Here is a 23,995-nt window from a genome sequence, read left to right as displayed (position 1 = left end):
ATCAAAAATCAACTTTACACAATCTATTCATCACTACCGAAGCCTTAAATCTCGGCACACCACAACATTCGAAATAAAATAAATTCACTAAATATCATTTAAAACTAAAAAGCTTTTTAAAACTAATCCTAGCCATTTGATAAAGCATACCCAAGGGAACAAATAAACGATAAAGAACAGAAATTGAATTCGAACGCAACATACTCTTTCTAACAACCATTTCTCCACGACTCATTTTGATCTTGTCATTTGACTCCCCACCCTTGCTGTTTGGCTCCCTCCCCAACTCACAAGCTACTTCTCGAACAACAAGAACTTCAGAAGATGTAAAAACCCCTAATACATTTGTATAATAGTCTTCGCAATGCCTAAGCCCCTTTAAAAAATGACAACAATCTTTATGCATGAACAAAGTAGGAGTATAAAAAGGGTTAAAGAAAATAGAAACAAATCTAGTTAAAACAGTTTGCAAATTTTCGGGAACAAGACTAAGAAACTTAGTAACAAAAAAACCAGAACTATTTCCACCAACCGCATGCCCAGCTATAAAAACTCTAGCATTACCAGAACTACTATAGCTAGCTATCTTAGTTAATAAATAGTCTACCCACGCGGGACTATATACATCATCCGAATCTAAAAAAGCTATATAATTAGACGTCGCATGTTTTACACCTAACATTCTTGCAATTCCGGGTCCTGAGTTGACATCAAGTGACAAAACCCTAACAGCAACGCCACAATTATTTCTGACCGATGGGTACTCGAATGGTATTGAACCACAATCGTCAACTACAATAATCTCAACCAAGCCAGGCTTAGAGGATATAACAGACTCTATAGCCTGAATTGTTTTGCGGCGTCTATTATATGTAGGTATAACAACTGTAATTAATTTACCCATTAATATAAAATCCTATTAGAAGAGAACAGCATCATCACAGACATATGAATTACCAAACCAATACAAGCGCATAACCCAGACAGTTTGGTCACTCCCTCCCTACTAATTATAAATATATAAATTGGAAAGGTTAAAAAAACCACCCTATAAGTTATTGCGGGAAAAAAAACTAAAGTAACCACAATTAAAAACAAAGAATAAAAAAAACAGAACCTTTCGTCGAAACTTACTAATTCATAATCTACAACGTAACGAGTAAACCACACAAAAAAGACCGGAAAGGTCACATAAAGCACAAAGCTTAAATTCAATGAGTTCATATATATAGATTGATAGAAGTTTAACTGCCCCCAAAACAAAGAGTAATTTGAAATAACCCCCAAAAACAAAACAACCAAGCTAAAAAATAAAAACATGTAAGGCTTGTGACGCAACACTCTAAGCACAAAACCATTATATGCCATAACTATAAAAAGCGGACTATATATTGCGACAGAAGGATGGCTAAATATTGACACAATTAGAATTACAAAAGCGAAGAGTTTAGACTTTTTTATAAGCGCCAGAGAAAACATAAAAAGCATTAAACCTAAGCTTTGCCTCAAAGCATTTGTCATTAACTCTAAACTAAAGACACTTAAAAAAAAAGTCAAACTCCACATGAAGTTACCACACCCTCCTCTACTGAACAAAACAAATGGAAGAGGAGTAAACAAGGCAACGATAAAAAGAAATGTGTGGGGCTCAGTTATCGTACAATTAAGCGTAGCCACTGAATAAAATAGTTGATAAGAAGGGCTTTCAAGTTTATCTTCATAATAGCCCTCCTCCCCTAGGCAATAAGACTCAATCCAAGCTACATATCGTCCAGAATCATTGATGTCATAAAAACTAGGGATATGTCTTAAAGCCAAAATAGCGCAGAGACTTAAAGCTAGAAATAAAAAACCTATCTTATAGATACTAATTCTATACATCATGCTTAATGATCTGTTTTTTGAGAACCTTTCCTAAACTCCAGTCTTCTTTAAAGCGAGGTTCTAAAGTGTTCCCTTCTGCCCATTCATTCCAAGATTTAATAAATAATAACTTATTTTCATTATTTTTCTCATTAGAAATCGCTATATCGATTGCATATTTAAATGAATTTTCGTTAAAGTTAGTCAAAACCAATGCTCGGCGATTTGATCTTGGGCTATTATCCCATCCAGTAACAATAGTAGAGTGAACGGTGCCAGAAATATTTTGGTGAGCGTACTCTAAAGTTTTAACTGTCGATGCATAATTTCTTAACTCTGGGCCAAGACCTAATGATTTGGCTGCAGTCCAAAAACCATTATATAACTTTCTTGATAATTCAGATTTAAACGTTGCTCCAACATTATTAGCAACTAATGCATCCAAGCCTAATTCATCTGCACTATGAATTACTTCCAACCGGCCAGGTCCCCAAGTGCCAATTATATACATATCAAGGCCACAGTTTTCATATACTTTCTGTCGAAGAAGTTGCAAATAGCTCTTGCTTTCAGGTATTTTTCTAGGCTTGTATATTAGAAAAGCAGCCTTACCGTTAACCTTCAAGTAGTTCTCATGTCGAAAATAATCTGCTAGCAGCTTAGCATGTTCGTTCAACTCAATTTTATTATAGGGTTGCTCAAAAATCACTTGATCTGAAAGCCCATGCCAAATGCCTGTCCAAGATTCATTTGCCCAACCCAACATTACCTTTACAGGTGAATTTTGAATTTTTAGCATAGAATCGAATGGCCTATACAATACTCGTTTCCCGCCAAACCAATAGTGCCAGTGACAGAAAGCTGTAACTCCAAAACTATCAGCTAAGGCTACCTGTTCTTCAATTGTATCATTATTTCGTAAATCATAGAATCCTAGTTTACCTGGTAAAACTGGCTGCCTATGTGATGGGAACAAAGGCCTAGCCTTAGCAACATTATGCCATTCAGTAAACCCTTCCCCCCAAAATGCATTATTTTCCTCTAATGAATGATATTGGCCAAGATAATATGCTATTTTTTCCATTATAAATCTCTGTGTATAAACTTTAAATTCGGCGCCATCCGCCATTCCTATATTGCTTTATTACGACTGCAGGATTACCAACTGCAATAGAATTTTCTGGAATAGAACGACTGACAACACTGTTTGCGCCGATGACTGTACCGCGGCCAATGGTAACTCCTGGTAGAATGACTACACCATCTCCAATCCAAACATTATCGGAAATTACTACTTCTCCGCCGCTAAATAACGCTCTATAAATCGGTGGTTCTTCAGGATCGCAAGACGAGTTAGCCTCTGAATAACACCCATGTGATAAATCAGTAATGTGGACATTACTGCCAACTAAAACATTATTCCCGATGTGAATTTTATTAATTGATGATACATGGCAATTATTACTAAAACTGACGTTATTCCCGATAGAAATCATAGGTTGATATAATCTATCTGCATATGATCCTATTGCCTCCATCCAAAATCCAGAACCAGCACCGAACTTCCTACCAACTGAAATTCTATCAGCACCGATTACTCTTGAACTAGGAGATATATACACTCCGGCCTTTTTAAACCAAAAAAGACCACATAAGAACATAAAAAAAAGCCTTAACTTAACCATAAAAAATCACCTTACATAAGGGTATTATACACATCAGATATTTCACGGAAATTTCTATTGATGGTATATTTATCTAAAGTTCTTCTTTGAGCTGAGCGAGCCATTTTTGTATACTCATCAGGACTTAAATCAACCACCTCATGCATTAATTTCGTGAGTTCATCTATAGAATTAAACAGAAAGCCGTAATGAATCCCTTTACTGTCTTTTAATATCTCCGAGGTTCCACCAGTATCGCGTCCAATAACTAAAGTACCTTGATACATAGCCTCCGCCGTTATCAAGCCAAACCCCTCACACCTTGATGCTACTACCAGGGCCTTAGCCATTCGCATTAGTGCAAAAATATCATCCCTGAAACCTAAAAATCTAACCCTATTACTGAAATTACTCTTTGAAACCTTTTCCTTTAATTTTTTTAAGTAATTAAAGTTACCGTCACCAGCGACATAAAAGCTAATACCGGATGAGTCTGTTTCGCAAAACTCAAAAAATGATTCAATAGCCTCTTCTATACCTTTTGCAGCCTCTAACCTACCAGCAAAAAGAAAATAATTTTCTTTCTGAATAATATCTATTTCTTTTTCATCTGAAATAACGCCGTCATTTATCACGGCTAAGTTTTCATTATCCGTCAAATGAAAATGAGCAGCTATGGAATTAGTAATACATATAACGGCATCTGAACGTTTAAGGCGCTTAAGGAAAGCTTTTCTATTTGGAAAGAATGACATTCCAAAGTCCAAATCTTGATATTCCCTGACGTGCCAAACGTGCTTTATTCCCAGATATGTTGCTACAAAATAGCCTAATGAACACGGCCCAACATTAGTATGCACAATGTCAGGTTTAAAACGCTTGCATATTTTAAAAAACTTGACCATCGCAATAACGTTTAATGCTACTCTCCGAAAAAGTCTCGGAAGCCACAACAGATAATCTTTCCTACTATTTAAGACTGGATATATTGATAATCGATGATTTAAAGAAACATATGAAACATTTCTCTCTCTAAGCCATGATGATAGAGCTCCTTCATCAGCGCCTACAACCATTACCTCATGTTTGTCTTTATCTAACCTATCAATAATTTCAATTAAACATTTATTTGCTCCATATGGTACGGAGCTTTCAACTACATAAATTAATTTCATTTTTAAGCTCATTCAAATAACGAATATTCGAGTAACTCTTTTGAATGTTCTATTTCCCTAGCTAATAATTTAGTCACCTCTTTATAGTCAATTTCACCAAGAGATTCTAACTGTTCAACAGTATCTATTAGCCTGTCTTCTATAGAAAGCTTAGAAAGTAAACTCCTAACTCTTTCAGAGTGCCCCTTCATGCCGCAAGCACAGAATTGCTTCTCAAAAATGATCGAAAAAACAACACCATGGAATGAAGTAGATACAATAAACTCTGCATTCATAATAAGTTCAAGGAAATCCAAAGGACCTGCCGACTGAGCCACCGACTTATTAAACAATCCACCTATAGTCTCAAAACCATTAATCTCAACTAACTCAACGCCTTTCTCTTCGGCTATATTTTTAGCAATCCGTATAGACTCCTCTGAAGGAATCAAGCTATAAAAAAGTGCATATTTATTATCTTTCCTATTTCTTGGTATTGTTTCAGCCATTCTCTTCCAAACATCAGAACTAACTAAAAAAGTTGGATCTAACACTACGCAAGAGGAAAGTCCTGAATGCTTTAGTAAAGATTCACTCAAAGCTTGTTCTCTAACGTTTATATGTTCAAAATTTTTAAGAGCTTTAATAACACTATCATCACATAGTGTATCAACGTTAACATCCCCCATACTTGCTGCAAATGCTATTTTCCTAGTTCCGTCTAAAACACCAGCGCCCATATATACCATGTCTGGTCTAGGGTAATTATCAAAATCATACACACGCCAAATTTGATCACTTCCATATACGACTACATCAAAATAATCAGGTATTTTGTTTGCCAATTTTATTGGAGCATTAGAAACTTTTACTATATTAGAATCGATAAAGGATAAAAACTTTTTATTCCTTTTCAACCGAACTGGCAGCAATATAATGCGTTTAATAGCAGACTTAAGCAGCCTTACTCGACTTGATAGTGATTGATTTTTATTCAAAAAGCGCGTGTCAAGTAACGAGTAATGAGAACTATGATAATCAGGCCAATAATCAACCATCTCGACTTCGCCATGGTCACTAAATATCCTGCGCATTGCACATGCTTGTAACACTGCGCCATAATTTAACGCGCGATGAAATGTAACGATTCCAATTTTCATTTTTAACTACCAAGTATTTTCTTTACACTACTAATAACAGAAGTTCCAACTACACTTTTGACTTTATTTTTCCTGACAATTTTTTTATCTATATCAATAGAAAGCATTTTTTCTAAAGCACAACTTTCATCGTTACTATTCGTGAAAATTTCAAATACCATCGGTCTATCTTGAACGTTCTTAGTAACAAATCTGTCAATTTGAAATAAAAATTCTTGTTTATCAGATGCGCAAATATATTCAAATCCGAGGTTCTCAACAAAACATTTAACTAAGCTTTTCGACTTATTACCGAAATGGCCCGCTGCTGCGATATACTTATCTGTATCTTCACCAAAATAGTTAGCATGATGGTTATACTGCCTAAACTCTGTGCCTTTCCCATTATTCACAAGTAAAATTCTAATATTAGCTCCGACATGTCTATTGCCTAATACATTTAAATCATAAAAGAAAGCCAAATCGCCATTAACCAAAAAATACAGTTTTTCAGGATTAGTTAGTGAGGCACCAATTAACGAAGACATGTTGCCGTCAATTCCGAAGCCGCCTACATTTGAGTCAGAGGTAACGGTGTCTGGAATATCAAAAAAATTCCATGATCGAAGGCTATTCAATATACCAAAGTGAATCACTGAATGATCCGGTAATTTCGATGAAACTTGGGATGCTGCCCAGATATTTGAAAATGGTATTTCAGGAATATTGTTCCTAACTTGATCTAATTTGGCTTTACATGTTTCATAATAACTAATATTTATTTCAGTACCATGACCTACATAATTTAAAAAGAAAGAGTTAAGTGACATTTCAAATACATATCTTAACTTGCGGAAAGAGTCTCGTATTTCACCATCGTCACTAACTCTCCACACTTGCTCTTTGGCGGCAATCTTAAGATTATAATAATCGCCCGTTACTTCTCCAAAATGAATTAAAATGTCCGGCCTTTCAGTAATTATGCTATTATATTCTTGACCTGATACTAATGAATAATGAACTCTATACTTCCCTTTATAAGCACTTGTATGATCACAAAAAACTACAGAGTTATTTTCTTCACAAAATCTATCTATTAAAGACTCAACATCCTTTGACATTTTCTTGTGAGATCCAATAAAAATAGCTACCTTCTTATCCTCTAACAAAGGGAACTGATCATCAATAGTAACTCTGTTTATTAACCTAGCATGCTGTATTTTGTTAACATCAAATGGCTTTGTAAATGTCGTTGGTAGATTAATATGTACTGGACCGCCCCCATGTCTACACGACTCCAAAATTGCTTGGTTAATTTTGATTTCGCATTCCCAAACATCATCATTATCTTTTACAATAGGAAGATTAACAGATAATTTTGCAACATCTTTTGGGATTACTGTTCTATCGAGTAATTGGGCAGAAAGGTGTCCTATATTTGCAATGGGTTGCGATGACGTCACTGCAATAACCGGCAATTTTCTATAGTATGCTTCAGTCATACCTGGCAGATAATTTCTCGAAGCAGTAGCGCCAGTACAGCTAATTACAACTGTCTCACCGGTCTCCGCAGCTATTCCGCAGGCCATATAAGCAGCCGAACGTTCATCTACAGCGGAGAATATTGTAAAATACTGATCTCCTTGAATACTTCCAATGAAAGCAGTGTTTGTATTGCCAGGTGAAGCAACTACATATCTAACACCATGTTGTTTTAGAAGTGATATTAACAGTTGAGTATTTTTTTCTCTAGTATACGTCATCAATGCTTACTCCAAAAATTTTTTATAAAATACTTTACTTAAGAATGAACCCGCCATCACAAACGATCGTTTGTCCAACAATAAAGCTACAGGAGTCGCTGACTAAAAACACAGCGAGCTCAGCAATTTCATCTGGCGACGCATGTCTTTGTAATGGATTCAAAGGCAAAAAGGCATTCGTATCATCTTTTACTAAATCTTTTTGCATATCAGTAGCAACTATTCCAGGCGCCAAACCATTAACCAATATACCTAAAGGAGCTAGTTTCAAAGCAAGCCCCTGAGTCATTCCAACAACATCCCATTTACTTAATCTGTAAGGATAAGTAGCCGCGACATAACCACCTTGAGAAGAAATATTTAAAATACGGCGGCCATTAGTGCAGCCCTTATTAATCCAGCGACTACAAATCGATTGTGATAAAAAATACATCCCCTTACAGTTTACAGCGTAAATTCTATCCCAAGTCTCCTCACTCACTTGCAAGAAATCTGCGCCATCAATGATACCGGCGTTATTAACCAAGATATCGATTTCGCCACCAAGTAACTGTACAGCCTGTTCCAGGCTATCTTTATGCGAGCTAATATCACTTACATCAAGTGACAACATCTTTAAATTTGAGTCGTCAACTTCTTTAATTACGTTATCTAACTTAATTTTGTCTCTACCACATATCAAAACAGATGCGCCACGATTTAATGCTCTTTTCGCTATTGCGAGCCCTATTCCGGACCCACCTCCTGTTACCAATATTTTTTTACCTTTTAGCAAATCGTCGCCTGATACCTGCTTTACTTCTAGTTTAGTATACCCACCTTGCTTATAAATACGTTTAATTGAATTAATAGCAATTAGAGTTTTTTTTATTATATAAAAAGCTTTATTGATTATCGACAAAACAAACCTCTTCCTTATCGTCTTATCCAATCGATTAATTTAGATTTAAGCTTAATCTTTAACTCTGCGCTCAAACCATATTTGTACATTACTAGAAAGGAGAAAAATGTACCTATAAATAGAGTAACAACGACCCTAGCCCATCCATTTTGAAATTCTTGCCTAAGAAAAACAGAAAAAACAGAAGATGTAATAACCATAAAACTTACTGTAGGCAAGACCTTGCTAATAAAAGCTTTCATACTAAAGCCCATCAAAAATTGTAAAATACAAAGTCTCAAAAAAAGCATTATTAAATTTGTTACAATACCAATAACAAATACACTGTAAGCTGGGTACCCTATATATAATACAAACACGGTTACAACGAATGTTAAAATTTGGACCGCACCTAAAATTAACTCATATTTCTTGATCTTTCCCGTAGCTCTAGCAGCACTTCCTACTACTAAGCCTAACGACATTAAAAGCGCCTCAATTAATGCAAGGCGTGTGAATGATATTGAGTCAACTGGTGGAGTCACCAACCACACTTTAAGGAAAAACTCAGTCTCTACAAGCATTGGAAGAGCTAATAACCAAACTAAAAAAAAGGAAATCTTACTCCCCTCAATCAGAATGGTGTTGACACCATTTACATCCTTATTTGCATAATTTCTCACGATCGGGGGGTAGAGACTCACGTTAAGATTATTAGCAAATATCATAAGCTGACTTGATATTGTATTAGAAATAACTCGTGCAGCAACAACAACAGGATTAAACCACTGATTAATCAGTAGGGTTGTAGCATGTGTACGCAGTACTGATGTAAAAAAGCCAAACAGTGTCCAAGATGAAAATTTTACAGTATCTACAAATAGTTGTTTGTCAAACCCAATAATACTTATTCGATATTTTTTATAGTATTTTATGCATGCAACATTATACAGCATAAAAACTATCAAAGAAGACAGCATTACAAGAGCGCCATATGTTATTAACTTATCCTCAATTTCATATGCAAGAATAAAGGCAGACATCAATTTAAGCAGTGCTTCAATGACAGATAAAATTGCATAAACCTTCATGTTTTCATGAGATATAACTAATGAAGTCAAAAGGGATGTAGCTATAGAAAGTATAAAAATAACAATGGAAAAATAAAACAGCGTTAATGCAGGACTGAGTCTTTGCTCTGGAATTACTAAATATTCTTTAACAAAAAAACTCCCAAATGTAAAAAACAACATCGAAGAAAGAGCTATCATTAATAAATATATTACTAAGCAGGAAGAAAAACATCGCTTTAAACTTTCCCTACCTTTTTCTATAGAAAAAACAAATTGCCGTTGCACTGAAACAGTCATAGCACTAGGAATAAAGGAGAATATTGCTGTAACCCCTAATATTACATTATAAACACCATAATCTGACACTCCCAGTTCATTTAAAACGATCCTTACAACATACAAATTTATTAAAACAACTAACGCCTGACGTGAATATAACGCCAATGTATTGACGATGATTTTTTTATTCATTATTTATGGCTGTCAACATTTAAAAAATTAGTAAAGTTTTTCATACTGCTCCGTAACGTTTTGCCACTTGTAACATCGATTTGCTACTTCAACCATCTTATTTCCAACTTTTTCAAACCGCGTATAATGCTCACTATCAATAATATCTATTAACTCACTAGAACTCTTAAAATAAATGGCACTATTATCAGTAGTGTAACGATTAAAATCACAATCAAACGCCAGAATAGGTTTTCCAAAATGCATCATCTCTACTAGGGAGGGATTAGTCCCACCAGCTGAGTGACCATGAATATAAATAGAACTAGACTTCCTAAGGTTAAACAATGTATCTAGATCATAAATAGGATCAATAAGTTGAATATTTTTTGAGGTTGAATATTTTTCTCTCAATTTACGAGAGAATTCAGAATGCTCCCAATTTCCTATGAATTTTAGCACTTTATTTGATTTTGAAAACGCATCTAAAATCATGGCTACATTATTTTCAGGTTCAATCCGGCACAGAGCAAGAGCATATTCCTGAACAGATAAATTCTGATGATGTTGACCACCAATTATTGCATGATCACCACCGTAAGCTATTGTTTCGCTGTTTATCCCATATTCATACAAGACATAATCGCTAATAGCCTTATTGTCAGTCACAACAACATCAGAAAACTTAACTGCCATTTTCTCTGAGATCTTAAGAAACTTTCGAGGGAGACTACCCCACTTATCTCTCTTCCATTCTAATCCGTCAATATTTGTTATCACTCTTGCTCTAGAAAACAACTTAAAAAATGGAAGAAAAATACACCCAGAAACCCCTAATACTAAAACGACATCGGGACGAGAAAAAATACATTTAATCAGCGAAACGATATCATAGAAAATACTTTGCATACCATTTGCGCTTAACGGTATATAAGATAGCTTTGCTCCATTATACTCTATTTTTTTTTCAGGATAAGAATTTGATGAACAAATGACCTCATACTTTATTTCAGCTGATGAATTCTTTGTTAAATTCTCGACAAGTGACTCGAAGCCTCCATAACATGCAGGTATACCCACAGTCCCCACAACTACTACTTTTCTCACTACAATAATACCTGTTCGTTCATACCTAAACAATTTGAGTCTTTAGAAGACAAAATTGGCTCGCTTTCAAACGGCCACTCTATTGACAAAAACTTATCGTCCCACTGAATTGAGCACTCCATATGAGGGTTATAATAATCTGTACACTTATATACAAACTCAGCATGTTCACTTGTGACATAAAAACCATGTGCAAATCCCTCTGGAACCCATAACTGTCGATTATTCTCAGCAGATAAGTACTCTCCTACCCATTTACCAAATGTTGGTGAACCTTTTCTAATATCCACAGCGACATCGAATACCTCACCGTAAATAACTCTAACTAGCTTCCCTTGAGTATTTTCAGTTTGGTAATGTAAGCCTCGTAAAATTCCTTTTTTAGATTTAGAGTGGTTATCTTGTACAAACTGAGTATGTTTACCTGTCACCAACTCTTCAAAACGTTTTTGGTTCCATGTTTCCATAAAGAAACCACGTTCATCACCAAATACTGTTGGCTCAATGATTTTTACATCTGGAATTTTAGTATCGATTATTTTCATGCTTAATATTCTTTAATTTCGGTTAATGCTTTTACCCAGTCACTTGGTAAAATGCCAAAAATACTTTTTATCTTGTGACAATCCAGCTTTGAATTAGTCGGTCTTTTCGCTGGTGTTGGATATTGGAGAGTAGAGATAGATGTTAAAGTTGGTGCTTTTTCCAATATATTTTGCTCAACAGCTTTAGTAAAAATTGCGTCAGCAAATTGATACCAATTTACATGAGGCATACCTGAGAAATGATAAACTCCCCAAGCATTTTTTCCGGCATGCGCCTGTTGTGCGATATGGATTAATGCCACGGCTATATCAGCGGCATAGGTTGGTCCACCAAACTGATCTCCAACAATACTTAATGAATCGCGTTCTTGCCCTAAACGAAGCATAGTTTTAACAAAATTATTTCCATGCTGACCAAATACCCAAGCAGTTCGAAGGATGATGTGTTTTTCACACGCTTGTATAACAGCCTGCTCTCCCGCTAATTTACTTGCGCCATATACACCTTGAGGGTTTGTTACATCCTCTTCGTTATATAAGCCATCTTTATTGCCTTCAAATACATAATCTGTCGATATATGTAAGATTGATGCCCCAATGGATTGTGCTGCTTGCGCCAAATACTTCGGCCCATCACAATTCACTTTATACGACTGTTCTTGCTCTGTTTCAGCTCGATCAACAGCCGTATGGGCAGCAGCATTGATAATTACATCAGGTATAAATTTATTAACTACATCGTTAACCGCTTGCTGTTGAGTAATATCTAACTCTTGTGCATCTACAGCTAAGATTTCAGCCTTACCTTGTAATTGTTCAACTAAACAATGACCAACTTGCCCATTGCATCCTGTAACTAACACTTTCATGATGACTCGCTATTTATCAGACTTTGTAGCTAATTTATGTAGATACTGACCATAATCGTTTTTCAACATAGGCTCTGCAATTCGTAATAAATCTTCTTGATTTAACCAGCCCTGTTGAAATGCTATTTCTTCTAAACAGGCAACCTTTAATCCTTGTACATGCTCTAATGTTTGAACAAATGAAGCTGCCTCATGCAAACTTTCATGTGTTCCAGTGTCTAACCATGCAAAACCACGACCTAAAAGCTCTACATTCAAAGAACCATGGTTAAGGTACATTTCATTGAGCGTTGTAATTTCTAATTCTCCGCGTTCAGAAGGTTCCACCTGTTTTGCCAATTCAACAACACGGTTATCGTAGAAATACAAACCTGTTACAGCATAATCGGACTTTGGATTCTGTGGTTTTTCCTCTATAGAAACAGCGCGCATATCATCGTCAAACTCTACCACGCCAAAACGCTCTGGATCTTTCACCTGATATCCAAATACCGTCGCCCCCTGCTCACGATTAGCCGCATTTAGTAGCATTTTAGTAAAAGATTGACCATAAAAAATATTGTCACCTAACACTAAACAGCAACTATCATCACCTATAAAGTCTTCGCCAATAGTAAAGGCTTGTGCTAAACCATCAGGTCTTTCTTGAATGGCATACTCAAGATTAATTCCGTAATTACTACCATCACCTAGCAGGCGTTTAAAGCTTTCATTATCTTCAGGCGTTGTAATGATCAAAATGTCCCGGATACCTGCCAACATCAGCGTTGATATAGGGTAATAAATCATTGGTTTGTCGTAAACGGGCAACAATTGCTTAGATATGCCTCTAGTCAAAGGGTATAATCGCGTTCCTGAGCCACCGGCTAAAACAATGCCTTTCATTATTTATCACCTTCCTGAGTGTTACTAATCACACCTAAACGTTCTCTTTGATAAGAACCATCTTGCACACGTTGACTCCAAACCTGGTTATCAAGATACCACTGTACCGTTTTCCGAAGCCCTGTTTCAAAGGTCTCTTCAGGCAACCAGTTCAGCTCTTGACTCATTTTGCTTGAATCTATGGCATAGCGACGATCATGACCTGGACGATCTGTTACATAAGTAATTTGTTCTGAGTAAGGAACATCCTTAGGCATTAGCTCATCTAAAATAGAACAGATGGTTTTTACGACTTCCAAATTTTGCTTTTCATTGTGACCGCCAATGTTATAGGTTTCCCCAATAACACCTTCAGTAACCACCTTATATAGCGCACGAGCATGATCTTCTACATATAACCAATCACGAATTTGGTCACCTTTGCCGTAAACAGGCAAAGACTTGCCTTCCAATGCATTCAAAATCACAAGAGGAATAAGTTTTTCGGGAAAGTGGTAAGGACCATAGTTATTTGAGCAATTGGTCACAATTGTTGGCAAACCATAGGTGCGTAACCAAGCGCGAACAAGGTGATCACTAGATGCTTTCGATGCCGAATACGGACTACTCGGGGCATAAGGAGTGGTTTCAGTGAATAAGGGTAACTCGTCTGGATTTTGTACTTCATCAGGATGAAGTAAGTCACCATAAACCTCATCGGTAGAAATATGATGAAAACGAAAGGCTGTCTTTTTATCAGCAGGTAGTTCATTCCAATATGCGCGAGTCGCTTCAAGAAGGGTATAAGTACCAACGATGTTGGTTTGAATAAAGTCAGCGGGACCTGTAATTGAACGATCAACATGAGACTCTGCAGCCAGGTGCATTACCGCATCAGGCTTGTGTTCATTAAAGACCCTATCTAATTCTGCTCGATCACAGATATCAACTTGCTCAAAAGCGTATCTTTCATCTTTATCTACGCTCACGAGTGACTCAAGATTGCCAGCGTAAGTTAACTTGTCGACATTAATTACACTATCTTGTGTATTGTTGATAATATGACGAACGACCGCAGAGCCGATAAATCCGGCTCCACCTGTGACTAGAATCTTCATTTTTTACTACCAAATTTGATGAATTTAGCCATACTAAATGGCTATTTAGGAATGATAAATTTCACTATCACATCTCAGTCTTTCAAACCCAACTGAGACACTTTTTATCCATTTTGAGACAATCGAATCTTCGTTATCCCTTACAGAGCTTAGGTTTTACTTTTTTCTGCTCTTTATTAAACAGCATTGGTCCCCATAGACCCTTAAAAGTTTTCGTCTAGCTTTCTCTTCTTACGAAATATTTTATAAGAACCAGCATTACAGCTAACATACCACCTAGCATGGTACCTAATACACATATTAGTGCTCTTTTGGGTTTGGCCTTTTCTTCAGGGACCAATGCTGGGTCGATCGTCTTGAATACATATTCATCACGTACTTCAGCGAACATAATGGTTTTGGCTTGCTCTTCGATTAGCTTGTATAAAATAGCGCGTATATCAGCAACGTTCGTCTGTGCAATTTGCTTGTTTAAAAAGTCGCTGCTGCGGATAGCCTCTGCTACATCACGCTCTTTCATGACTTTATTGATATCTTCAACTAGCCAATTGACCCATTGTTGAGCAACCGCTGGCGATAAATGCTCTACAGATACGGTTACCATGCCAGTGTCCTTTGCTGAGTTAACACTAACTACTTTGCTAAATTCTTTAAAAGCTTCCTGCATTGATGGTTCAGGCTTGAAAGGGGCTTTAACTTCTCTTACCCATTTTTTTGATTCAACATCATATAACTCATTGTCATAGACAATGCCGTTATCAGCCATGTTCCATTTTTCTGCGGCCATCAAATCAGGTAAAAGATTGTGCTTTTTAATGAAATCACTCGCAAACTGGCGCGATTTCATCACCTCAATGGCCATCTTAGTCTTATCAACGCCACCGCCGCTACCTAAGTTAATACCAGCCATACTCGCTAAGCCGCCAAACTGAGAAGCTAAAGCACTTAAACCGCCTCCTTGCTCCTCACTTGCGGGGGCTAAAAGCGCCTCAGATTTATAGATATTAGGCTGCATAATCGCAAAAACAACCGAACCAATCGCAAATACGGCCGTTATGGCTATAATTAACCACTTGCCTTGCCAGATGACTGAAAACAGTTCTCTAAGGTCTATTTCATCATTAGCTTGTTGTACTTGAGCGCGCATATCGGAAAATTGGGCATCGCCGTAGTTTTTTATCTCGGTGGACATAGAATTTGTGTCTCTGAGTCTCATTATCCTAAGAAGAAACAAAGCACTTCGATAACTAAGCTCATCAAAGTGCTCATAGTAAAGGCTATAGTTTGGCAATCGTGGCCAATGCAACGGCGCTGTTATAAATAATGCCGGTAACCTGGGTCCAGAGTGTGAGGTTATCTTTATACTCTGTATCCAGCGGTACAATAATGGTGTCACCAGGATTGAGCTCAGTATTACTGCTAAACCACATTGAACGATTCGGGAGGAGCACCGAACCATTTGCCTTAATAATGTAGGTTCTGTCTTCATCGGCGCGCTCTCTGGCTCCACCAGACATCTCAAGATACTGATCTAACGTTAAGCCTTCTTTAAACCTATGAGTGGCAGCGTGTTGCACCTCACCCATTACCGCAATCGTCTGCTTGACCGACGGCACATAAAGAATATCTTGATCTTCAAGCTGAATATCGGCCTGTTCGATACCAATCGATATAGCAGACAAATCAACAACCAAACGGCCTACCGCCTTGATGTTTTCAAGGTCGGTAAGCATCATTTTTGCATCGCTGTAATTCACCACATTGCCATCTTTAGATACACCGCGAGTAGCTATGTCTCGTCTAAGTTGATCGGCAAGCTTTTTAATTTCCAGCTGTTCTTGTTGACGCACTGACTCGCGAACAAACACAGAAGAAGGTAAATACGCGTACTGAGTAAAGCCACCTGCACGATCGATCACGTCGGCAAGCGTTTCACCACGGCGAATGTTATACATGCCTGGGAATTTTACCTCACCACGAATCTCAACCGCCTTGTTTTCCTGCCAATCAGGCGTTGTCATTACCGTCAAGATGTCTCTGGAACTTAACACCACATTGGCACTATCAATCCCTGCCAATGCGTCATCTAAATTAACACTTGAATGGTTAACGCTAGACTCTTCGCTTCCAATTACCGTAGTAGTCAATTCTGCTCGAGCCGTGTAGGCACCTTCAACCAATCCACCCGCAGCAATGACTAAGTCTTTAACCTTAGCCCCTTGAGAAAGGGGATACACACCTGGATGACGTACCTTACCGCTGATGGCGACGACTTGCGTGCCTTTATCTGAGTTACCTTGAGCAGCTAGCTGTGCAACAACGGGATAAAGCAGCTCACTACGATTCATTGAGCCACTAAGCTTAATGAGCTCCTTATCCTCAAATAGGTTAGCCAGCATCTTATTGACTTCACCCTTTACAAGCTGCTCTTTATCATCAGGCGCTTCTTTAGCTACAACTACACCACCAATTTGACTACGTTGTGAAAGTTGCATCTTATCGAGCTGAGAGAAGCCAGCCTTAAACAGATCATTACCTACAAGGCTATCACCCGTAAGTGAGGTCACCTTTTTAACTCTATGTTTAACCAACTTATTAAGCTCGTAACGATTTTGTGTATCATCGCTATAGTTGAACAGCATGACCTTATCACGAGGGGCTAATAACAAATCTTGCGTGACATCTTTCTCGGCGATAGCGCGGCTAGGAGAGAATTGAAGTACCTTAACCTTTCCGTAGCGATTCACCTCTCTCACAATAATCGCATAATTGAGATCGGCTGAAATTGAAAGATCGCCCCAAAGTGACGGCAGAAGATCGCTTACTTTTTGGCCATCAAACCATTGATATTTTCCTGGTCGAACGACGGCACCAACCACGGTAATGGCATCTTCAAACTGACCAGAAGCATTTTTTACGCGAATAAAGTCACCGGCTTGGGCCTTTGTTGATTTACCTTGAGTAGAAGTCAGATCGACATTCACGATACTGCGAAGGCCATTACTATTATATCGCTCTATGCTACTGCTCTTTGGATAGGCACCGGGTTTCACGCCAGCGGCCATAGCGACGATATCGGCAACCGTTTCGTTACGTTTTAGCTCGTAGATAGCAGGGCGACGCACTTCGCCAGTAATACTTACGAGCCCACCTACTGGGGGAATAAACACTACATCGCCTGAACGCAAACGTATGTCTCCCGACGCATCACCTCGCATAAGTAGATCATACAGATCCATGCTGCCGACTAGTTTTCCGTTACGCTTGACCTGAATGTTACGCAGTGAACCAATCTCGTTCACCCCGCCTGCGACAAACAACGCTTGGGTGATAGTAGACAGACTCGAGACGGTGTATGAACCTGGCTTATAGGCATCACCCGCGATAAAGATACGAATAGAGCGTAGCTCACCCATGGTGATGTTCGACTCAATCCCTATCATCTGCTGAGAAATACGATGACTCAGAGACTCTCGAAGCTCGGCAAAACTTAAACCCGCTACTGAGATAGGACCTAGTTCGGGGAATTGAATGCTCCCCTCTCGATTAATCACCAGGTCATATTCTTTATTCTCTTTGCCAAAGAGCTGTACCTTAATTCTGTCGCCAGGACCAACCAAATATTCACCAGGAACTGGCACGTCAGAGACGGGCGCAAAAGTGGTAGGTTCACCTTGAAAAAGCTCATAACCAAAACGTGCTAGCTGCTTCTTCTGTTCATCCTGTGAGAAATTAAGTTCATTAGCCGCATCGCGGGAATGATCGACCACGTCATTAGTTGCACGAGGCTGACTAAATTGATCATTTACTCGAGGCTGAACGACTTGCGGATTATCGAGATTTTGCTGCGATACACTCGCGCCGCCGAGCATCGCAGGATCGATTCCATACTGGCGGGCAAGTCTTTGCTGCTCAGAAGCTGGCAGATTTTTAAACTGCTCTATCATTTGCGGCGAAGGCGTGATGGCCTGCACCTGGGTCCCCACCAAAAACAGTGCGGCAACCGCTGTTATAATGACTTTTTTGGTTCGTTGTAACACCGATACTCTCCATTGATAAAGGCAAGGTCTAAATAAAACTTTCCGGCTTAAGCAGATAAAATCTAAGCCAATTACTGGCATTCGGACACGATACATGCCCATGTGGCGGGGATCTGACTCAGTACATCCTGTACTTCACTTTTCAAGCCAGCTAAAGCTGCTAATGATGGTTCCTGACAATCATTAGCAGCTTCCACTAAAAGACAGAAACTGTTCTGTCTTTGCCTTTCAGGCACGCTACCGATCCGCATGGCGGCCAGAGGCCTTCGGCTATCGCTTAACGAATGAAACTTTTCATTCGATGCCCTGCGGGCACGCTACCGCCCATAGGTTACGGCTCCCAACATGCCCTTCGCCACGCGAAATTCAACTTTTAAATCACTCTTTACTAAAATAATTTGGTTAAGATGCCCTACAAAATGACACATTAAACAAAGTACTTTTGCGCTATCTTGAAGAAAAGCGATTCATTGTACTGGAACAAAATGACAATTACTGCTCATATACTCGTCAATCGTTTAATACAATCGAATGCGGTAAGCACAATCAGCTTAAAATCACTCAATACAGGCCTTCAACGACCAAAATCTGTTACCGAATAACCAAAACACCAACAAAACGGGAAGATTAATCTAACAACGAATCGCGCGTTATAGCAGATCTCTTACAAAGATTAGCGCCAACGACCTACTTCTTATCCCTTATAAACGTCTACGTATTGCTTCAAAGTGCTATTTGACCAATCAGAAGCTACTCAATCAGCTACCTTTCTCAAATACCCTTGATACTGACTCTTGAGACCGACACCCTCTTTTGCTGGCCCATGATCTCAAAAAGAATGTGACAGCGCTTATCGCCACTCTGCTCTTCGAAGATCCCTTCGAGCTCCTTAAATGGCCCTTCAACAAACTTCACCTTATCGCCAACAGACAACCTAGGCTCAGCGTTGCCACTCAACAAATCATCACTGGGCAATTGCAACGCGTTAAGCAGCTTGGCCTCACGCATCCTGATGGAATGCACTATGGCATCGTCGATCGCCGTCATCTCTTCTCGGCAACCTATGATTCGAGACACGCCTCGTGTCGAGTGAATCTTACTTACGCTGATCTCTAGCGGGTCGAAATAGATAAACAGGTAACAGGGAAATAGCGGTAGACGTTTTACGCTGTTTTTGCCGGACTTAGTGATCTGTTGCGGGAGAGTGGGCAGGTAGGTCTCTATCTGTTGCAATGCAAGATTTTGCTGCGCACGCGTTTCGCCGCGAGGTTTGCAATACACAAGATACCAAGACTTCATAATTTCCTTAAAAACCTAGTTTTATCGTTAGCTAACACTTAATAACCGCTATGACAGAAACCACTGCGGACTTACTTTCACAATTGCTGTGTTTTGCAAGACGCTCAGAATAACGCGCAACGCAAAGATAACGAGATAATTCAGGTGACATCCAATTCACGGCCGAAATCATAGCAAATACTCTAGGTCAAAGAAAAGAGCGTTTTTCCTCTATTTTTCCCACCCACTTTGTTAACTCAGGTCAAATCTTTCTGCTAAGCGCAACAGACCATGAACAATCATGCCCTAGCCCCTCCAACCAGTGATGATTTGTTGGTCAGTTAACCCAGGTAAATTGACTTTTAGGCGATGAAAAGGGTATATAAGATGGGTTTGATAAAATTTAATACCCTAAATATTAAAATATAATAAATTCTCGCAACAAGCTTAGAACGCAAAAAGACAGATTAGATAACATTTTCATCAAGTTAGACTAATAGAGCGTATCTATCCAACAAGCGAGCTATATTAGCAACAACCATTTTTCTACATAGTTTTTGTTATGTAGGCAATCACAAGCTGAAGGTGGAAGACTTACATGAGTGCAGCAAAACCCCAAGGTACGATGCTCGGCCATCCTAAGGGACTGTTCCTGTTGTTTACAACTGAGTTATGGGAACGTTTCAGTTACTATGCGATGCGAGCCATCCTGGTACTTTATCTCGTCGATGCAGTACAATCCCAAGGTGGTCACGGTCTAGGTTGGACCCAGGCAGACGCCCTAAATCTTTATGGTACATTCACAGGTCTTGTTTATCTGACTCCCCTCATCGGTGGCTGGCTCGCCGATACATTCCTAGGTCAACGTAAAGCCATCATGATAGGTGGCGCCCTGATGGCCGCTGGTCAATTTATTCTTGGTACTCCTCACGCTTGGGTACAAGGCATGGAAACTGAAGTCTTCTATGTTGGTCTGGGCGTCCTAATCTTAGGTAACGGCCTATTCAAGCCAAACATCTCTACCATGGTAGGTGACCTCTATGAAGAAGGCGATCACCGCCGAGACGGTGCATTCACCATCTTCTACATGGGTATTAACGTAGGTGCCTTCCTGTCGGGCATCATAGTTGGTTCGGTCGTGGCTTACTTCGATGGTAACTTCCAAGCAGGCTTCATCTGCGCCGGTATCGGTATGATCCTCTCACTGATCATCCAGTTCCTGTTCGCACAAAAGCTGCTAGGCGATATCGGTCGTGTACCAGCCGCCCAACTTGAAAAGCAGAGAGCAGCAGAAAAAGGTGAAGTGCGCAAAGAGCCGCTAACCAAAGTTGAGCGTGATCGCATCAAAGTGATCATGGTCATGGGTCTGTTTACCATTATCTTCTGGGCAGGCTTCGAGCAAGCCGGTGGCCTAATGAACCTCTTCACCAACGACTTCACCGACCGTATGATCGGCAGCTGGGAAGTCCCAACTACCTGGTTCCAATCGCTGAACGCTATGTTCATCGTGATCTTCGCCCCTGTAGTTGCCTCTATCTGGGTTCGCCTGGGTGACAGAGAGCCAAACTCTCCGGTGAAATTCGCGCTAGGCCTGGTACTGCTTGCAACAGGCTTCCTGTTCATGATCGGTGCGGTACTCGAGATGGGCGGTGACGCTAATGCCAAGTCAAGCATGTGGTGGTTGGTAGGTGCTTATTTCTTCCACACCATGGGTGAACTATGTCTCTCTCCAATCGGCCTGTCTATGGTCACTAAGCTGGCTCCACTGCGTATCGCATCACTCATGATGGGTGCATGGTTCCTGTTTGTTGCCGCGGCTAACAAGATTGGCGGTATCATCGGTTCATTCATCGGCCATGGTGGTGCAAAAGAGGAGCAGCTAGCCAACGCTATGTCTATCTTCGCCGGTATCGCTATCACGGCCGCACTGTCAGGCGTTATCCTCTACTTCATGGCGGATAAACTGGTTGACTGGATGCATGGCGCCGAAGATAGCCACCACACAGAAGAAGAAGCCTTAGAAGAAGAGATTGCTATCACTGCCGAGCATGAAGCAATTAAGCGCTAATGACTTATCGCTAGATAACTAAAATTTAATTCCATAAAAAACGCCACTCAATGTGGCGTTTTTTGTTTTTAGACTTGGTGAAAATGGAAAAATTTCGAGGAATAACTAGAAGCTCATCTGCACATAGCCACCAGGGGCAACCTCAGGGCTATAGCTCAAACCGACAAACTCATCATTGAGTAACATATCCCTATGCTCGATATTGCTAGAAGCCACACACAGGCTCTCTCCCGGCATTAAGTTTCGAAACTGAGTGCTGGGCTGGCCCCACTCTAAAATACCCAGCTGCAAAGCGTCTGGCATCGCTAGCGGCATCAAGCCTTCTTCGTTGCGGATATAGCATCTCAGCCCCTTCCCCGCCTGGGCGATAGACGCCCGATAATGAGTCAGCTCAACCACGGCATAGACGATATCCACATAGATATCTAACCCCGACTTACTCATCCGCTCATTGAGGTAACTCAACATATTGAAAGGCTCGATGACAGTTTCGGTATTGTCATTGCGAAACTGTTTAAGCTTCTGATTGACAAAGCTCTTCAGCAGTACACTCGCAAAGGCGCAGCGATTATCTTGGGGATGAAAATGCGCCATATACATGATGAGATAACGCTCGCCCACATTGACACTATCGATAAAGTAAGCGCTGACCTCGTCATGCTTGAACAGGCTATAGTCGATCTTGGCCTTGGGATAATCGATGACAGAGGGAGGAAACAGCTGCTGCTGAACGCTCTTAGCTGCCTCGGCGTTCTGCTCAAGCAGATTAAGGTGCTCTTCCAACTCTTGATAGGATAATTCGTCGAGATCTTCCAGCTGCACATCTTGCTGACTACTGCCGCCCACACATTGACGGATAGCATTCTCGATAAGACAGAGGTCGTTAACCGGCTTAACTAAGTAATCGCTTGCGCCCACTCTGAGCGCCTCGACCACATCGGCCATCACCTGGTTACCGGAAATGACGATTGAAAGGGTATCTGGCTTGCGCTTTATCATCTGCTTGAGCATATCCAGCCCACCCAGGATAGGCATGCTGAGATCCGCCAGTACAATATCGAAATCGTGCTGACTAAACCGCTCTAATCCCTGCTGACCATCATCGGCCTCGATCACGGTCGCACCGCGATTGGTCAAGAAGGCGGCCACAATACTGCGAAATACCGGGTCGTCTTCCACTAACAGTATCACTAGATCTTCTAACGCCATTTAGCTTCCCCAGGCTTGCACTCTGGCTAAGCCGCAAAATCTAGTACATCCATATACGCCTAGATAAGCAACATCTTATCGCTAGTTCCTTCGCCTATTATGAAACAATGGGTTATGCGGGACACTGATGTTAATCAAGCTCTGTCATGTATTCGTCGAGCAATTCGTCATCATCAGTCGACACGGGTATGTCGCCATCATAAACTTTATAGTCAAGATGCTGAAAATACGCTTCCTTAACAAAAGTGTAGGGGTCAAGTGCATTATCGACAAGTCTTTCTTGGTCAATCGCCGATGCGCGCCTGTGTAGGTTTTTCAGCCCCCACTTGGCCAAGGATTGCCACATGGTCAACTCAGACAGCGGAAAATAGAGACCATCCACCCAGTCTGAGGCCAATTCTCGAGTCACATAGGGGCCTAAAAACGGTGCCATAAAGTAAGGACCGTTAGGCACACCATAATAGCCTAACACCTCATTAAACTCGTCCTGTTTACGTTGCAGGCCCATCATGTCGGCAACATCGATCACCCCTAACAAACCAATGGTGGTGTTGATGGTAAACCGCCCGCCGGCATTGGCCGCCCAACCCCACTTGCCCTGCAGGGCGTTATTCACCATAGAACTGGGTTCTTCGAAGTTGAGGACGAAGTTATTAACACCAGTCTTCACCGGCCTGGGCAAGATATCATTGTAGCCATGAGCCACGGGGCGATAGAAATATTTGTCGAGAAACTGATAGTTGAAATCCCACATGGCGCGGTTAAAGCCTTCCAGGGGATCGCGCTCATCGTTATAGATAATGGTGACTTCTGCTGTGGTGCTATCCGTTGCACGCTCATCGCTTGTGTCTGTTTGTGCCATCGCCTGGGCACCAACCAATAGCAGACTCAACGCAATCCATTTACACTTC

20 protein-coding genes are annotated in these 23,995 nt (G+C 40.1%); 1 reads left to right on the top strand and 19 read right to left on the bottom strand.

Features of this window, described 5'->3' with window-relative positions:
- Positions 1–94 precede the first annotated feature (94 nt).
- The 17 genes from SHEW_RS20365 to rfaH form a co-directional block, all read right to left on the bottom strand.
- Positions 95–904 (bottom strand): glycosyltransferase family 2 protein, encoded by an 810-nt coding sequence (locus tag SHEW_RS20365; protein WP_011865215.1) that lies wholly within the window; start codon positions 902–904, stop codon positions 95–97.
- Positions 904–1,884 (bottom strand): EpsG family protein, encoded by a 981-nt coding sequence (locus SHEW_RS07245; protein ID WP_041406553.1) that lies wholly within the window; start codon positions 1,882–1,884, stop codon positions 904–906. Before SHEW_RS07245 ends, SHEW_RS20365 begins: the two co-directional genes overlap by 1 nt.
- Complete coding sequence (locus SHEW_RS07240) at positions 1,874–2,947, bottom strand: glycosyltransferase WbsX family protein (protein WP_190272415.1); 1,074 nt, start codon at positions 2,945–2,947, stop codon at positions 1,874–1,876. The genes SHEW_RS07245 and SHEW_RS07240 overlap by 11 nt, the downstream gene beginning before the upstream one ends.
- 22 nt (positions 2,948–2,969) lie before the next feature.
- A complete protein-coding gene (locus SHEW_RS20360) occupies positions 2,970–3,548 on the bottom strand; it encodes an acyltransferase (RefSeq protein ID WP_011865212.1) in 579 nt (192 codons plus the stop codon).
- 11 nt (positions 3,549–3,559) lie between these two features.
- The gene (locus SHEW_RS07235) at positions 3,560–4,702 is read right to left on the bottom strand and encodes a glycosyltransferase family 4 protein (RefSeq protein WP_190272414.1); all 1,143 of its coding nucleotides are present in this window, start codon (positions 4,700–4,702) and stop codon (positions 3,560–3,562) included.
- Positions 4,703–4,710: 8 nt separating this feature from the next.
- The gene (locus SHEW_RS07230) at positions 4,711–5,841 is read right to left on the bottom strand and encodes a polysaccharide pyruvyl transferase family protein (RefSeq protein WP_011865210.1); all 1,131 of its coding nucleotides are present in this window, start codon (positions 5,839–5,841) and stop codon (positions 4,711–4,713) included.
- Positions 5,842–5,843: 2 nt separating this feature from the next.
- Positions 5,844–7,583: a thiamine pyrophosphate-binding protein gene (locus SHEW_RS07225; protein ID WP_041406548.1), complete on the bottom strand. Its 1,740-nt coding sequence runs from the start codon at positions 7,581–7,583 to the stop codon at positions 5,844–5,846.
- Positions 7,584–7,617: 34 nt separating this feature from the next.
- Entirely contained in the window at positions 7,618–8,484 is an 867-nt protein-coding gene (locus SHEW_RS07220; protein WP_190272413.1) for an SDR family NAD(P)-dependent oxidoreductase, read from the bottom strand.
- 14 nt (positions 8,485–8,498) lie between these two features.
- Complete coding sequence (locus tag SHEW_RS07215) at positions 8,499–10,007, bottom strand: lipopolysaccharide biosynthesis protein (RefSeq protein WP_011865207.1); 1,509 nt, start codon at positions 10,005–10,007, stop codon at positions 8,499–8,501.
- A 27-nt stretch (positions 10,008–10,034) separates the two neighbouring features.
- Positions 10,035–11,093, bottom strand: a complete 1,059-nt coding sequence (locus tag SHEW_RS07210; protein ID WP_011865206.1) for a DUF1972 domain-containing protein — start codon at positions 11,091–11,093, stop codon at positions 10,035–10,037.
- Entirely contained in the window at positions 11,093–11,638 is a 546-nt protein-coding gene (gene rfbC, locus SHEW_RS07205; RefSeq protein WP_011865205.1) for a dTDP-4-dehydrorhamnose 3,5-epimerase, read from the bottom strand. The genes SHEW_RS07210 and rfbC overlap by 1 nt, the downstream gene beginning before the upstream one ends.
- 2 nt (positions 11,639–11,640) lie before the next feature.
- The gene (gene rfbD, locus SHEW_RS07200) at positions 11,641–12,507 is read right to left on the bottom strand and encodes a dTDP-4-dehydrorhamnose reductase (protein ID WP_011865204.1); all 867 of its coding nucleotides are present in this window, start codon (positions 12,505–12,507) and stop codon (positions 11,641–11,643) included.
- 9 nt (positions 12,508–12,516) lie between these two features.
- The gene (gene rfbA, locus SHEW_RS07195) at positions 12,517–13,392 is read right to left on the bottom strand and encodes a glucose-1-phosphate thymidylyltransferase RfbA (RefSeq protein WP_011865203.1); all 876 of its coding nucleotides are present in this window, start codon (positions 13,390–13,392) and stop codon (positions 12,517–12,519) included.
- Positions 13,392–14,489: a dTDP-glucose 4,6-dehydratase gene (gene rfbB / locus SHEW_RS07190; RefSeq protein ID WP_011865202.1), complete on the bottom strand. Its 1,098-nt coding sequence runs from the start codon at positions 14,487–14,489 to the stop codon at positions 13,392–13,394. The genes rfbA and rfbB overlap by 1 nt, the downstream gene beginning before the upstream one ends.
- 217 nt (positions 14,490–14,706) lie before the next feature.
- Positions 14,707–15,681, bottom strand: coding sequence for a Wzz/FepE/Etk N-terminal domain-containing protein (locus SHEW_RS07185; protein ID WP_011865201.1), 975 nt, complete (start codon positions 15,679–15,681; stop codon positions 14,707–14,709).
- A gap of 85 nt (positions 15,682–15,766) precedes the next feature.
- Complete coding sequence (locus SHEW_RS07180; protein ID WP_011865200.1) at positions 15,767–18,529, bottom strand: SLBB domain-containing protein; 2,763 nt, start codon at positions 18,527–18,529, stop codon at positions 15,767–15,769.
- A gap of 771 nt (positions 18,530–19,300) precedes the next feature.
- A complete protein-coding gene (rfaH, locus tag SHEW_RS07175; protein ID WP_011865199.1) occupies positions 19,301–19,828 on the bottom strand; it encodes a transcription/translation regulatory transformer protein RfaH in 528 nt (175 codons plus the stop codon).
- Positions 19,829–20,405: 577 nt separating this feature from the next.
- Between rfaH and SHEW_RS07170 the strand changes: the two genes are divergently transcribed.
- Positions 20,406–21,875, top strand: coding sequence for a peptide MFS transporter (locus tag SHEW_RS07170; RefSeq protein WP_011865198.1), 1,470 nt, complete (start codon positions 20,406–20,408; stop codon positions 21,873–21,875).
- A 105-nt stretch (positions 21,876–21,980) separates the two neighbouring features.
- Here the strand turns inward: SHEW_RS07170 and SHEW_RS07165 are convergent, their stop codons facing one another.
- Together SHEW_RS07165 and SHEW_RS07160 are read right to left on the bottom strand one after the other, a co-directional pair.
- Positions 21,981–23,084 carry a response regulator gene (locus SHEW_RS07165; protein ID WP_011865197.1) on the bottom strand — a complete coding sequence of 368 codons (1,104 nt, stop codon included), beginning with the start codon at positions 23,082–23,084 and terminating at the stop codon, positions 21,981–21,983.
- 130 nt (positions 23,085–23,214) lie between these two features.
- Positions 23,215–23,946, bottom strand: coding sequence for an MlaA family lipoprotein (locus SHEW_RS07160; RefSeq protein ID WP_223294805.1), 732 nt, complete (start codon positions 23,944–23,946; stop codon positions 23,215–23,217).
- Positions 23,947–23,995: the final 49 nt, after the last annotated feature.

The organism is Shewanella loihica PV-4 (genome assembly GCF_000016065.1).
Lineage (GTDB): Bacteria > Pseudomonadota > Gammaproteobacteria > Enterobacterales > Shewanellaceae > Shewanella > Shewanella loihica.
Note: the sequence above shows the minus strand (reverse complement) of the source record. Positions and strands in the feature narration are given on the sequence as shown.

Coding starts and splice junctions, on each gene's coding strand:
- SHEW_RS07185 (WP_011865201.1), bottom strand. CDS start 15,681: ATGTCCACCGAGATAAAAAACTACGGCGATGCCCAATTTTCCGATATG.
- SHEW_RS07225 (WP_041406548.1), bottom strand. CDS start 7,583: ATGACGTATACTAGAGAAAAAAATACTCAACTGTTAATATCACTTCTA.
- rfbC (WP_011865205.1), bottom strand. CDS start 11,638: ATGAAAATAATCGATACTAAAATTCCAGATGTAAAAATCATTGAGCCA.
- rfbB (WP_011865202.1), bottom strand. CDS start 14,489: ATGAAGATTCTAGTCACAGGTGGAGCCGGATTTATCGGCTCTGCGGTC.
- SHEW_RS07165 (WP_011865197.1), bottom strand. CDS start 23,084: ATGGCGTTAGAAGATCTAGTGATACTGTTAGTGGAAGACGACCCGGTA.
- rfbD (WP_011865204.1), bottom strand. CDS start 12,507: ATGAAAGTGTTAGTTACAGGATGCAATGGGCAAGTTGGTCATTGTTTA.
- rfbA (WP_011865203.1), bottom strand. CDS start 13,392: ATGAAAGGCATTGTTTTAGCCGGTGGCTCAGGAACGCGATTATACCCT.
- SHEW_RS07215 (WP_011865207.1), bottom strand. CDS start 10,007: ATGAATAAAAAAATCATCGTCAATACATTGGCGTTATATTCACGTCAG.
- SHEW_RS07245 (WP_041406553.1), bottom strand. CDS start 1,884: ATGATGTATAGAATTAGTATCTATAAGATAGGTTTTTTATTTCTAGCT.
- SHEW_RS07240 (WP_190272415.1), bottom strand. CDS start 2,947: ATGGAAAAAATAGCATATTATCTTGGCCAATATCATTCATTAGAGGAA.
- SHEW_RS07235 (WP_190272414.1), bottom strand. CDS start 4,702: ATGAAATTAATTTATGTAGTTGAAAGCTCCGTACCATATGGAGCAAAT.
- rfaH (WP_011865199.1), bottom strand. CDS start 19,828: ATGAAGTCTTGGTATCTTGTGTATTGCAAACCTCGCGGCGAAACGCGT.
- SHEW_RS07230 (WP_011865210.1), bottom strand. CDS start 5,841: ATGAAAATTGGAATCGTTACATTTCATCGCGCGTTAAATTATGGCGCA.
- SHEW_RS20360 (WP_011865212.1), bottom strand. CDS start 3,548: ATGGTTAAGTTAAGGCTTTTTTTTATGTTCTTATGTGGTCTTTTTTGG.
- SHEW_RS07160 (WP_223294805.1), bottom strand. CDS start 23,946: ATGGCACAAACAGACACAAGCGATGAGCGTGCAACGGATAGCACCACA.
- SHEW_RS20365 (WP_011865215.1), bottom strand. CDS start 904: ATGGGTAAATTAATTACAGTTGTTATACCTACATATAATAGACGCCGC.
- SHEW_RS07170 (WP_011865198.1), top strand. CDS start 20,406: ATGAGTGCAGCAAAACCCCAAGGTACGATGCTCGGCCATCCTAAGGGA.